The sequence below is a fragment of the Bifidobacterium polysaccharolyticum genome, from assembly GCF_016101585.1.
Lineage (GTDB): Bacteria > Actinomycetota > Actinomycetes > Actinomycetales > Bifidobacteriaceae > Bombiscardovia > Bombiscardovia polysaccharolytica.
The window spans coordinates 92,379-104,135 of the sequence record NZ_JACFQG010000003.1 but is presented as its reverse complement, the minus strand read 5'-3'; the positions used below and the strand labels follow the sequence as shown (position 1 = coordinate 104,135).

Annotated in this window: 11 protein-coding genes; 2 read left to right on the top strand and 9 right to left on the bottom strand. The window is 61.5% G+C overall.

Annotated features, from left to right (window positions below; genetic code table 11):
• Window positions 1-120: 120 nt before the first annotated feature.
• A complete protein-coding gene (locus tag H3T90_RS05950) occupies window positions 121-1,077 on the bottom strand; it encodes a TatD family hydrolase (RefSeq protein ID WP_198229926.1) in 957 nt (318 codons plus the stop codon).
• Window positions 1,078-1,277: 200 nt separating this feature from the next.
• On the opposite strand from H3T90_RS05950, the gene H3T90_RS05945 reads away from it, so the two are divergent.
• Entirely contained in the window at window positions 1,278-2,342 is a 1,065-nt protein-coding gene (locus tag H3T90_RS05945) for an alpha-arabinofuranosidase (RefSeq protein ID WP_198229925.1), read from the top strand.
• Here H3T90_RS05945 and H3T90_RS05940 read toward each other — a convergent pair.
• The 5 genes from H3T90_RS05940 to H3T90_RS05920 all read right to left on the bottom strand — a co-directional run bounded on the left by H3T90_RS05940 (window position 2,296) and on the right by H3T90_RS05920 (window position 7,502).
• Complete coding sequence (locus tag H3T90_RS05940; protein ID WP_046322320.1) at window positions 2,296-2,997, bottom strand: YesL family protein; 702 nt, start codon at window positions 2,995-2,997, stop codon at window positions 2,296-2,298. The two genes, H3T90_RS05945 and H3T90_RS05940, sit on opposite strands and share 47 nt — an antisense overlap.
• Window positions 2,994-3,908, bottom strand: a complete 915-nt coding sequence (locus tag H3T90_RS05935; RefSeq protein WP_198229924.1) for a family 43 glycosylhydrolase — start codon at window positions 3,906-3,908, stop codon at window positions 2,994-2,996. The genes H3T90_RS05940 and H3T90_RS05935 overlap by 4 nt, the downstream gene beginning before the upstream one ends.
• 4 nt (window positions 3,909-3,912) lie before the next feature.
• Window positions 3,913-4,872, bottom strand: coding sequence for a carbohydrate ABC transporter permease (locus H3T90_RS05930; RefSeq protein ID WP_144178213.1), 960 nt, complete (start codon window positions 4,870-4,872; stop codon window positions 3,913-3,915).
• 24 nt (window positions 4,873-4,896) lie between these two features.
• A complete protein-coding gene (locus tag H3T90_RS05925) occupies window positions 4,897-5,826 on the bottom strand; it encodes an ABC transporter permease (protein WP_233439353.1) in 930 nt (309 codons plus the stop codon).
• 125 nt (window positions 5,827-5,951) lie between these two features.
• Window positions 5,952-7,502 (bottom strand): type 2 periplasmic-binding domain-containing protein, encoded by a 1,551-nt coding sequence (locus H3T90_RS05920; protein WP_332468241.1) that lies wholly within the window; start codon window positions 7,500-7,502, stop codon window positions 5,952-5,954.
• 385 nt (window positions 7,503-7,887) lie between these two features.
• Here H3T90_RS05920 and H3T90_RS05915 point away from each other — a divergent pair, with 385 nt between their 5' ends.
• Complete coding sequence (locus tag H3T90_RS05915) at window positions 7,888-8,982, top strand: LacI family DNA-binding transcriptional regulator (protein ID WP_332468240.1); 1,095 nt, start codon at window positions 7,888-7,890, stop codon at window positions 8,980-8,982.
• On the opposite strand, the gene H3T90_RS05910 is transcribed toward H3T90_RS05915, so the two are convergent.
• The 3 genes from H3T90_RS05910 to H3T90_RS05900 all read right to left on the bottom strand — a co-directional run bounded on the left by H3T90_RS05910 (window position 8,964) and on the right by H3T90_RS05900 (window position 11,687).
• Window positions 8,964-9,695, bottom strand: coding sequence for a PDZ domain-containing protein (locus tag H3T90_RS05910; protein WP_198229922.1), 732 nt, complete (start codon window positions 9,693-9,695; stop codon window positions 8,964-8,966). The two genes, H3T90_RS05915 and H3T90_RS05910, sit on opposite strands and share 19 nt — an antisense overlap.
• 163 nt (window positions 9,696-9,858) lie before the next feature.
• Window positions 9,859-10,740, bottom strand: coding sequence for a carbohydrate ABC transporter permease (locus tag H3T90_RS05905; protein WP_052733238.1), 882 nt, complete (start codon window positions 10,738-10,740; stop codon window positions 9,859-9,861).
• On the bottom strand, window positions 10,737-11,687 hold the full coding sequence (locus tag H3T90_RS05900) for a carbohydrate ABC transporter permease (RefSeq protein ID WP_046322309.1): 951 nt from the start codon (window positions 11,685-11,687) through the stop codon (window positions 10,737-10,739). Before H3T90_RS05900 ends, H3T90_RS05905 begins: the two co-directional genes overlap by 4 nt.
• Window positions 11,688-11,757: the final 70 nt, after the last annotated feature.

Below are 11,757 nucleotides of genomic sequence, written 5' to 3'. Positions count from 1 at the left end.
CTGTTTGCGCACACGTGCGACGACAACCGTAGCACTCTCCCCCCACACTCGGCAGGGGCGATTCAGACCGCGACACACCATAAGCTTAATCCCGGCCTGGCACCGTCCGTCGGACATCCCTCACAGGCCATAAACACGGCGCGTGGTGGCTGCCGTCGCTTTGGCCACCTGGGCCAGAGGGCAGTCCAAGGCATCGGCCATGGCTCGCAGGGTGTAGGGAATCATGTAGGGGGAGTTGGTACGCCCCCGGTAGGGCATGGGGCTCAGATAGGGCGCATCGGTCTCCACCATGATGTGATCCATGCCGACTACGGACAGGGCCTGGCGGATTCCCTCGTTGCCCTTGTAGGAGACCGTCCCGGAAAAACTCAGATACCAACCGTGCTCGGCGGCCACCTGAGCCATCTGCGCATCCCCTGAATAGGAGTGGAAGATCGTGCGCTCGGGAGCGCCATCCTCCAGCAGGGTCTCAATGACCTGCCGGTGGGCGTCGCGGTCGTGGATCTGCATCGGCAGATCCAGTTCCTTAGCTAGGGCGATGTGGTCCCGGAAGGCCTGCCGCTGGATCTCTTCGGCCCCCTGGCCGGTTCGGAAGAGGTCCATGCCCGTCTCCCCGATGGCCACCACCTGGTCGGGATATGCGCGAGCCAGGCGGGCGACATCCTCAAGCGCCTGCTCGAAAGAAACCTCATGCCAGGGCTGATATTGCAGTGGCAGTCCATCCGGTCCCGGCACCGCTCGATGGCCGTGCAGAACGGCCTCATTGGGATGGATGGCCAGAGCCGCGTGAACCACCCCAGGATGGGCCAGGGCCAGATCCACAGCCGTCTGCAGGTGGGGCAGTTCGCAGCCCACATCGATGGCTCCGACCACGCCCACGGCCCGAGCCCTTGCCAGCTGCTGGTCGACCGTGCGGACGGGGACCGGGTCCTGCCCGCGCTCCCTGGCCTGCCGGTCCATCTCCTGGGCGAAGGGGACCACAGAGGCCATGTGGGTGTGATCGTCGATGACTCCAGTGCCTGCGGGCAGCGGCTCGGGGTCGGGAGCCCAGCTACGGTCGCGATGATGCTTGCTCATGGTCCACAGTCTAGGAACCCATACGGCCCAATGTGCGACCCGCCCGGACGGCCGGCTCTGTCAAAAGGAAGGTCGGCAGCTAGAATCGCCCATGACGGCCCTGGAACGACCGGAACGGAAGAGCGAAGAAGCGCCCGCCATCTGTCCCTGCCAGTCCCCCGCCGCCGCAGTATCTTTGCCGAAAGCAGGAAAGGTGGAACATGTCTACGGATTGGCAGCCCTCATTCGAGGCGACCAGCGCCTACCTCTTCGTCCACTTCACCGGCCATGAACAGGCTGAGACGGATGAGCAGCTCTACTTCGCCCTCAGCCGCGACGGCCTGCACTGGCATGACCTGCGGGCCCAGGGAGACCCGGTGCTGACCTGGAGCGAAGGCGAAGGTGGCGTACGCGACCCCTATGTCGTCCGGGGGCCAGACGGCCTCTTCCACATCATCGCGACCGATCTGTCCGTCTACCACAGGGGCGGCTGGCAGGAGGGCAGGACCACCGTGAACGGATCCACCGGCCTGGTCATCTGGGATTCGCCTGATCTGGCCCACTGGGGCAGGCCCCGTCTGGTGGATGTGGCCTCGGCCATTCCCAAGGCCGGCATGGCCTGGGCTCCGGAGGCCTGCTGGGATGCCGACAGGGAGCAATGGATAGTCTTCTGGGCCACGGCCGCCGCCGACAGTGCTGAAGACCCGGCTGCAGCCGACCTGGCCAACGAGCTGGGTGACGGCATCAACATGTACTACGCCACCAGCGCTGACCTGATCACCTTCTCCCGCCCGGTAAAGTGGATCGACCGCAGCAACGGTATCATCGACACAACCATGCTCAAGGCGCCCGACGGCTGGTGGTACCGGGCCTCCAAGGATGACCAGATCACCCTGGAGCGCACACGCAACCCCTATGCGGTCACCCATGAGCTGGTGCGCACGGACGACGACCAGGCCTGGTCCTACCTATCCAATCTGACCGACATCTTCGGCCAGGGGCGCTACTCCTCGCGTTATCTGGAGGGCCCCGAGCTCTTCCTCTACAACGATGCCGATGCTGCCGGACCCGACGGCAGAGCCATGCCTTTCGGTCTGATCTGCGACCAATTCCTCGAGGGCCGGGGCTATCTGCCCTTCCGCTCGGCCGACCTGTCGTCCAGACAGCAACAGGACTGGACCTTGGTCAACGACATGGACTTCGGCCGGCTGACCAAACGCCACGGGTCCATCATGCCCATCACCGAGAGCGAGTATCGGATTTTGAAGCGGAACCTGACCCGCTGACCCGCTTTTTGGCGGGTTCGAGCACATGGACATCCATGCCCGGCAGCCGTCCCCAGGAATAAACGGCGGCCATGTCTGCAAAAAGCGGCACGGCCAGACCAAAGGTCACGGCCAGACCCGGCCAGGTGTAGTAGGCCCAGCCCGTAATCATGAGCAGGGCCAGGACCATCAGGGAGCATAGGGGACGCCCCACCACCATGGACAGGGCGGTCCGGGCCGCCCAGAGGGGGCCCTCGTCGAAGTTGGACCGCACCGGCCAGCTGAGAAGGACGAAGAGCCCGTACAGCAGGTTGAGCAGGAGGAGCAGGCCGGAGACCACCGGTGTCAGGGTGCCCATGTCATTGGTCATGGTCAGCCAGTACTCCCAGATCAGGAGTGCCCAGACAAGGAACTGGGGCCATCCGAAGCGGTTGGCCGCAGCCAGCTCTGAGCGCCAAGCCCGGTGGAAGGTCATCCAGGTCTGCTTGACCGTCCATGAGCGGTCTTTCAGGTCCAGCAGCCAGGTCCGGTACGTGGTGCAGGTGGCCGCCATGGAAGGGAAGAATCCAACCAGAACAAGTCCCAGTAGAGTGTGGGCCAGAAAGGCCACATGGACCACGAATATCATCATGATGATTCGGCATAGGAACTCGTATCCCACTGCGAAGCGCTTCATCGCCACCCCTTTTCTGGATTCCATTGTTCCCGCCAGAGCAGACGAACGCAACCCTCGTCGATCAATATGGGCAGGGTCACCAGCGGGGATTCGCCCAGATGATCCGGCCGCCACCGATCTCCGATGTACAGGCAGGGCAGGGCCGGATCCTCTGAAAGGGGCACGATGGCGTCGCACTGCGACTGGTAGGTCTGCGTCCCCAGAGGCGCCACAGGCTTCCACGGGCTCCATGGCCCACGCAGGTCCCGCGAAACAGACACCATGTTGTCATTGCAATCCCAGCCGGTCAACTGCGAACCAAACCAGTAGTACCAGTCGCCCCGGTGCAGGAGGATGGGGGATTCATAGCCGAAGCGGCCGTCCTGTCCACGCAGACAGACCAGATCCTCCACCAGAGACAGGTAGTCCCTTGAGAGCCGGTAGATGTGTGTTCCCTGATCCCGGTCCTCGGAGACCAGATACCCGCTGCCATCCCAGTCCTGAAAGGCGAAGATATCACGGCTGGCATTCATGCCAAACCGCATTGTTGAAAGAGGCCGGAAGGGTCCCTCGGGCCGTTCGCTGACGGCTGTGCCCACATGGGCGTAACGATAATCCCCCTCGCCGTCCACATGCAGGTACATGACATAGAGACCATTGGCCGGACAGCGCAGGACCCGGGGGCGCTCCACAATCCGCTCCGGAGAGGTCATCCCGCCCGGCGCCCCCACTGGCAGAGCGCAGCCCAGGTCGTGCCAGTGGACGAAGTCCTCGGTGGCATAGCAGCAGATTCCCCCGAACCGGCTGCCCCCGGTCTTGATCTCGCCATAGGCCAGCCAGCGGCCGCCATCCTTCAGCATGCCCAGAGCGTGCAACTGGGCCACGGACCCATCCGCCCGCCTGACCAGCTGCACACCCGGTATGAGGCTCATGGTCTCATCCCTTGACCGCGCCGATCATGACCCCCTTGTTGAAGTATTTTTGCAGGAAGGGGTAGATGATCAGCAGGGGCAGGGTGGATACGATGATGACGCCATACTTGATCTGGTCAGCCAGCTGCTGCTGCTGCAGGACGTTCTGGCCGCCGTTGCCGCTGCCCATCTGGTTGGTCTGGTTGGCCAGCAGAATGGACTGGAGGACGTTCTGCAGAGGCTCCTTGGCCTCCTGGCGGATGTAGATCAGACCGGTGAAGTAGTCGTTCCAGTGGCCCACGAAGTAGTAGAGGCCGATGACGGCGATGATGGCCGAGCTTAGGGGGATGACGATCTTCATGAAGTAGCCGAAGTAGCCCAGTCCGTCGATCCGCGCCGCATCATGCAGGTCCTCGGGTATGGAGGTCTCAAAGAACGAACGGGCGATGATCAGGTTCCAGACGCTCAGGGCGCCAGGCAAGATGAAGACCCACATGCTGTTGAGCAGGCCCAGTTGCTTGTAGAGCAGGTAGTTGGGGATGAGCCCGCCGGCGAAGTACATGGTGAAGGTGAACAGGAAGAGCAGCACCCTGCGGGGCTTGAACTCCAGGCGTGACAGGGCGAAGGCCGCAGGCATGGTGACCACCAGGTTCAGAGCCGTGCCCAAGACGGCGTACAGGACCGTATTTCCATAGCCGGTCCAGATGCGGGCATCCTGGAAAACCCTCTGGTAGCCGGCCAGCGTGAAGCCCACGGGCCAGAGCGTGACCCGCCCCGAGGAGACCGCCCCCTGGTCGGACAGGGATGCGACCACGATGAACCAGAGCGGGTAGATGACCGCCAGAAGAATGACGGCCAGGAGCAGGGCGATGACGATATCGACGGCCATATCCCCCGGCTTCAACTGCTGTCTGGTGTGCTTGTTCCACGGGATGGCCCCAGGGTCCGCCTTGGGTGCCGGTTGCGCGACGTTGCCGCTAGTCATGATGACGCTCCTTATCCTGCACAATCAGAAGATGCTGGTGTCGGTGACCCGCTTGGATATCCAGTTGGCCGCGACCAGGAAGATGAAGTTGATGACCGTGTTGAACAGGCCTATGGCCGTTCCGTAGCTGAATTGGAAGGATTGGATGCCGATCTTGAAGGTATAGGTGGATATGACCTCGGAACCCGGCAGGTTCATGGCGTTCTGCATCAGCCAGACCTTTTCGAAGCCCACGGACAGGACCGAGCCCATGTTCATGATCAGCAGGACCACGCAGGTGGGCATGATGGTGGGCAGGTCCACATACCTGATCAGCTGCAGCCGGCCTGCCCCGTCCATCTTGGCAGCCTCGTAAAGGGACAGGTCCACCGAGCTCAGGGCCGCCAGATAGATGATGGCGTTCCATCCGCAGTGCTGCCAGACCTCGCTGATCCAGTAGATGGGCGCCACGGCACCGGGGCTGTCCAGGACGTTGTCCTTGCCCAGGAAGCGACCGATCAGCCCGGTATTGGGCGTCAGGAAGATGTTGAGCATGGCCACGATGACCACGGTGGAGATGAAATGGGGCATGTAGGTGATGGTCTGCGCGAATCCCTTGATCCGCTGCGAGCCGATCTGGTTGATCAGCAGGGCCAGAATGATAGGGGTGATGAACCCCAGGACCAGCGTCCCAAGGCTGATCTTGAAGGTGTTGATCATGGTGGAGGCAAAGAGGGGCGACTGGAAGAACTGCCTGAAGTACTGCAGCCCCACCCATCGGCCACCGGTCAGCCCCTTGGCGGGAACAAAGTCCCTGAATGCCAGCTGGATGCCGTACATGGGCACGTAGGCGAAGAGCAGGGTGAAGCCCAGGGCCGGCAGGGCCATGAGCCAGAGCTGCCAGTATCGTCGGAAATGCCAGGCCAGCCGCCTACGCAGAGGCCAGGTTTTCCGGACCTTGTCGTTATCCACCACCTGCGCGTCGCTACCGCGCTCAATCGTTTCCTTGTCCGTACGCACCTTCAACCTCCTTGCCAGAGGAGCCGGCGACCGGCCATCCTGCAGAACCGACCGCCGGACCCCTATCCGCGCCAATCGGCTTATTTGATCTTGATGGCCTTGTCGTAGGCCTTCTGCCAAATCGCGGTGTTCTTTTCGATCTGATACTTCTTCAGATTGCTCTGGAAGTCCTTCCAGGCGGCATCATCCTGGACGCCCCCCTTGGCCAGCCAGTTGGAGACCACGGGCACGGCATAGTTGAACAGGGCGGTGTTGTTGTTGGCCACGGTGTTCTGATCCGCCTCGCTGATACGCACATAAATAGGCATCATGTCCCGCTCGTGGTCGTAGTGCTTATACTGCTCCTCATACGCCTTGTCCACGGCAGCCACATGGTCCATGCCCCGGTCGCCCTCAACGGTGACCGCATCAGGAATCCAGCCGGCCAGCCGGTCTTCCAGGGCCGGAATCTTGGCCGCGTCCTGGGCCTGGTGGAACTTGTCGGTGACCCGGTAGGCGTGCGGACCGGTCTTCTCAAGGTACTTATCTGTCAAGGAGCCGTAGAGCTGCTGGACGGAGTACTTTTCGGAATAAAGCAGGTTGATGACCTTCAACGCGGCATCCTTGTTGGTCGCATTGGCGGACATGGCCATGTGGTAGTCCTCGAAGCGGTTGGCCTCGCGTGAACCGTCCCAGACCACCTTGTCGGCGGAGACCCCGTCAGCCGCAGGCACGGGGATGCTCTCATACTGCTGGGCCATGGCCGACCCGTAGGATCCGAAGGCAGAGTCGTCCCAGCCGAAGACCATGCCTACCTTGGCGGTCTGCCCGTCAGATTGGTTGCGGGCGTTGTACTTGTCGTCCTTGGCTGTGACCCAGTCAGAGGGGGCCCATCCCTTCTCGACCATCTCACGGTAGAAGGCGATGACCTGACGGAACTGGTCGGTCTGCATCCAGTTGCCGACCTTGCCGTCGCGCAGATAGATCCCCTGCTGCGAGGGTCCGGAGTTGAAATGGGTGACGATGCCGGTCGAATTCATCATCAGGAAGGGGCTCCACCAGTCCCCGATCTTTCCGGTGACCAGTTCCCGCGGGTTGAAGGCGATCTCGTCGGCCTTGCCGTTGCCGTTGGGATCGCGGGTTTTGAAGGCCTCCATGACTGTACGCATCTCGTCCCAGGTGGTGGGGGCCTTGAGCCCCAGCTTCTCCAGCCAGACGCGGTTGATCATCAGATGCTGCCCCGAGGCCAGGAACCCCTTGGTGCGGCTGGATGGCAGGACACGGACCTTCCCGTCTACAGTGACGAACTTGCGGGCTGTGGGCTGCTCCTTGAAGAAGCGTTTGACATTGGGGAGCTTGTCCAGGTCATCTCCCAAGGTCTCGAAGGCTGAAGGATTGCGGACGGCATCGTCCGGATTGAAAGCCCTGATGTTCAGATCGTCGATCTCGCCAGCAGCCAGCGAGGCATTCTTCTGCTGCCCCCAGGCGTCATCGCTGACTTCGTGCCACTGGATGGAGCAGTCGCAGTCGGCGGCCAGCTCCTTGGCCCAGGTCATGTCGGCCATCTTGGTTTCGTTGGAGTTTTTCACCACCAGAATCTTGACTATGGGCCGTCCCTTGTCATCGGTGGAGGAGCCCCCCCCCCCCGCCACAGGCGGCGAGAGTGCCCGCCATGGCCAGTGCCGACAGCGCGGCCAGGCCCTTCATCATGGTTGCCTTGGTTGTCATCATCAGTCTCCTTCTCCATTCCCGGCCCTTGAAAGGCCTGGCAAGCGGATCGGGTCTACAGGACCCCGGCTGCTTTGCCTACGCATACGTCTTTGCATACTTGCAGAGGGTGAAACCTGTCGTCATCCCATAGGAATCGTAACGATTTGATTATGCAATTCCCATTGCGTCCTTGTCAAATCATCGCTGTTGTGGGCGCGTTCGGCAGGTGATGGACATAGAATTATTGCAACGATTCGATAGGCGGGTCGACCTATGGGACCAGACTTGACCCATCGGTTCCTGGTCAATTCGCAAGGAGGCGAAGCGGTGGTAACACTCAAGGATGTGGCGGATGCCGCAGGCGTATCCCCGTCGACAGCCTCGGCGGCCCTGCGCGGCATGGACATCGTCAAACCGCTTACACGCCGCAAGGTCATCAGACAGGCCCAGCGACTCCACTACTCCACCAACGTATCCGCCCGTGCCCTGCGCTCGGGCAGGTCAGGCATCTTTACCTTGATTGTGCCGGACTTGGAAAACGGCTACTACGCCAGGCTGGCCAATTCCCTGTCCAACCGGCTCTTCGCCAGGAACCTGAAGCTGATCATCCAGGTCAGCCAGTATGACAAGGCCAAGGAACTCCGCCAGATTCAGGAGCTACGCTCCTCCATGTGCGATGGGCTCTTCGTCTGCTCCACTCACAACAGCGCCCGGGAAATCCAGCAGGTGGCCAACGGGCTCCCGGTCCTGCTCTTCGACGATATGAGCGTGCAGAACCAGGCCTGCTACGACTCCATCGAGACTCCCAGCAGGGACGGGATGACCGCCGCCATACGCCATCTGCATGCCTGCGGGCGCCGGAGAATCGGCGTGGTGGGCGGCCATCAGGGAGCCCTGAGCGCCAGCCATGCCCTGAGCGTGACCTTGCGGCGGAACCGCTACCGGCAGGCTCTGGACACCATGCAGGACCTGGGCATGGATACCTCCCAGGCCCTTGTCGCCTGTGACTGGTCCACCCCGGCCGGACGGCGGACGGCCCACGCCCTGGTCCGCCAAGGCATGCCCTACGATGCCCTCTGCTGCATGAATGACGCCTTAGCCCTTGGGGTCATCCGCGGCTTGGCTGAATGCGGAGTGCGGGTGCCAGAGGATGTCGCGGTCACCGGCTTCGACGGAATTGAACCGGGAGCCTACTCCGTCCCCACCCTGACCACCGTGGCAGTGGATTTCACTGAGATGGCGCGGATGGCCGTCTCCATGATGCTGGATCATGTCGGTCAGCAGGAAGGTCAGGAAGATTCAGCCCGAACCCCTCGCAGAGTGATTGTGGGCTACCATCTGCTGGAGCGAGAATCCACCCTGGGAATCCATCCCACAAACACGGTTCAAAGGGACCCGGAGACTCAGTCGAAATCCATATAGTCAACGAAGGCCCGGACGTAGGATACGGTGTCGGCTACGTTGCTCATCCCCAGGATGGCGTGATCAGGAAGGCCAGGCACCTGCCGCCAGCGCGATGAGCGGGAGAGATCCAGACCCATGGCGTGTGACGGATTCGATACGTGTCGGCCCTTGGAATCCACCAGCACGCCCTGGCTAGCCAACCGATGCAGGTCGCCGCCCTTCAATCCTTGCGAAGGCTTAGCCACCAGCCCGCGCTTGCACAGAGTCGGAAAGAGGCCCGCCGGGGCAATAACCATGTTGATTTGGCCTGCAGTGACCTGGGTCAGGGCCTTGGCCGAATCGTCGTAGCCCTGGCCATTCAGCGTCAGGGTCGCCTCCATGTCCACCAGCCGACCGTCCTTGATTCCCCGGTCGCGCATGAACCCCTGTTTGAGTCGGTCGAACCCTTCCTCCTGAGCGCTCATGTTGAAACCCTGGACTGAAATAAGCGGGTCCGGCGGCCTGGTCAGTCTGGTGACGACCAAGCCGATCAGCAGGGCCAGTACCAGACCAGCGGCCAGAACACCAGGAAGGAAGTGCTGGGCGAAGTAGGGCCAGCGCTTGGCCGGCGGCAATTGCCTGAAGATGGTCCATTTGGACTGTCCGGCGTGGGGATCCGCCGATGCCAGAACCCCCAGAGCATCCTTTTGGTCGGAGCTAAGCCCATACCGATCGCCCTGACGCTCATCCATGCCTGACCTCCCCATCCGCGACGCTCACCAGCCCAGTCTAAATCCAGAATGAACAAGGGGCCGACGGAGGTGGTCATCCCCCGTCGGCCCCTTGGGCACCAGGCACAGCGGCCCACCCCTCAACGGGCCCTGTACCTGGTGCCGATGATGTCGGCCTTGTCGGTCACTTAATGCCTGTCATAGCGATGCCCTGCACGAAGCTCTTCTGAATGAAGAAGAAGATAATCAGCAGGGGCAGCGCCGAGATCAGGGCGCCCGCCATGACCACGCCATAGGGCGTGACCGAGGAGCCGTGCCCGGTCAGCATAGCCAGACCGGCGGTGATGGTCCTGGTCTCCGGGCGGCTGGTCATAATCAAGGGCCAGAGCAGATCGTTCCAGTTGCCCATGAAGTTGAACATGGTCACTACCAGCACCGAGGACTTGGCGTTGGGCAGGATGATCTGCCAGAAGATGCGGAACTCGCCGGCACCGTCAATGCGGGCTGCGTTGTCCAGATCCTTGGGCAAGGAGATGAAGAACTGCCGCATCAGGAAGATGCCGCCCACATCAGCCAGCCTGGGGATGATGATGCCCCAGTAGGAGTTGACCAGGCCCATGCTTGCCAGCAGCTTGTAGACCGGGATCAGCAGGGCCATGCCGGGGATCATCATGGTGGCGATCAGGATTCCCAGCAGGAAGCCACGCCCCTTGAAGTCGATCCTGGAAAGCCCGTAGGCGGCCAGGGAGTCGAAGAAGACCGAGAAGACCGTCACTGCTCCGGCGAAAATTACTGTGTTCATCAGCTGCTTGCCGATGGGCATCCGCTGGAAGAGCGAGGTGTAGTTGTCCAGCGTGAATGAGGAGGGAATCACCTTGGGCGGCCAGGTCTGGGTCAGCTTGTTGGGCGTGAAGGAGGTAATCAGCACAATCAGCAGCGGGAAGATGATGATTACCGTCATCAGGATCAGCAGGAAGTAGGTCAGGACCCTGGCCACCATGTGTCGCGCATGGGCCCTCTTGAGCAGCTTATCGTGCTCGATTGCGGTAGGAGTCGACTGGCTCATCCGATTTCCTCCTTCTCATGCTTGTTGTTCCAGACCAGCTGGATAACGCCGATGATCAGCGTCATGATCAGCAGGACATAGGACAGGGCCGATGCATAGCCCATCTTGCCGTTGCCGAAGGCTTCGGTATAGATACGGTAGACGATGGTCTCCGTGGCGCGGTCGGGGCCTCCGGAAGTCAGAATGAAGACCTGATCGAAGACCTGGAAGGATCCGATCAGTCCGAAGATGACCACGTAGTTGAAGGTGGGCATCAGCCCGGGCAGGGTGATGTGCAGGAAACGCTGCCAGGCGTTGGCCCCATCCAGGGAGGCCGCCTCGTACAGGTCCGGGTTGATCCCCTGTAGACCGGCCAGGAAGATGACCATGAAATAGCCGAAGTTCTTCCAAACGGTGATGAAGATGATGGTGGCCAAGGCCGTGGACTTGGTCCCCAGCAGATCCATGTGCTGGATGCCGAAGAGCACCTTGCCCCAGTAGGGTATAAGACCCAGGGAGGGCGAGAGGATGAAGCTCCAGGCGATGGAGGCCACAGTCAGCGAAATGATGTAGGGCATGAACAGGCAGGTGCGGAAGAAGCCGACCCCCTTGATGTCCTTGCGGTTGAGCAACAGGGCGAAGGCCAGGGCGACGATGACCACCAGTGGTGCGTAGGCGACCGCATAGATGACCGTGTTGCGGAAGTCGGTCCAGAAGTCCGCGTTGGTGAAAAGCTCGGCGTAGTTGTGCAGACCGACAAAGATGCCCTTACGGTTGATGCGGTCTGTAGTCAGCGAGGTGAAGAAGGTCTTGATGGTCGGGTAAAAGACGAAGACCGACAGGACAATCAGGGCCGGTGCTATAAAGCTCAACCCGATTCGAATATTGCGCCTGGAAAGGGTTTTCTTGTTGTCCTTGATGACCGCGTCGGCGCCCTGCGCGGGTGGGATCCCAGTGGTAGTGGACATAGGTACTCCAAAGTGTCGCCCGGACGCCGGGCCCAGGCGACGGTCAGCCATGAGGGGACCGGCCGGCGGC

Excerpts from the sequence above, each read along its gene's own strand:
- H3T90_RS05950 (WP_198229926.1), bottom strand. The coding sequence starts at position 1,077 with ATGAGCAAGCATCATCGCGACCGTAGCTGGGCTCCCGACCCCGAGCCG.
- H3T90_RS05945 (WP_198229925.1), top strand. The coding sequence starts at position 1,278 with ATGTCTACGGATTGGCAGCCCTCATTCGAGGCGACCAGCGCCTACCTC.
- H3T90_RS05940 (WP_046322320.1), bottom strand. The coding sequence starts at position 2,997 with ATGAAGCGCTTCGCAGTGGGATACGAGTTCCTATGCCGAATCATCATG.
- H3T90_RS05935 (WP_198229924.1), bottom strand. The coding sequence starts at position 3,908 with ATGAGCCTCATACCGGGTGTGCAGCTGGTCAGGCGGGCGGATGGGTCC.
- H3T90_RS05930 (WP_144178213.1), bottom strand. The coding sequence starts at position 4,872 with ATGACTAGCGGCAACGTCGCGCAACCGGCACCCAAGGCGGACCCTGGG.
- H3T90_RS05910 (WP_198229922.1), bottom strand. The coding sequence starts at position 9,695 with ATGGATGAGCGTCAGGGCGATCGGTATGGGCTTAGCTCCGACCAAAAG.
- H3T90_RS05905 (WP_052733238.1), bottom strand. The coding sequence starts at position 10,740 with ATGAGCCAGTCGACTCCTACCGCAATCGAGCACGATAAGCTGCTCAAG.
- H3T90_RS05900 (WP_046322309.1), bottom strand. The coding sequence starts at position 11,687 with ATGTCCACTACCACTGGGATCCCACCCGCGCAGGGCGCCGACGCGGTC.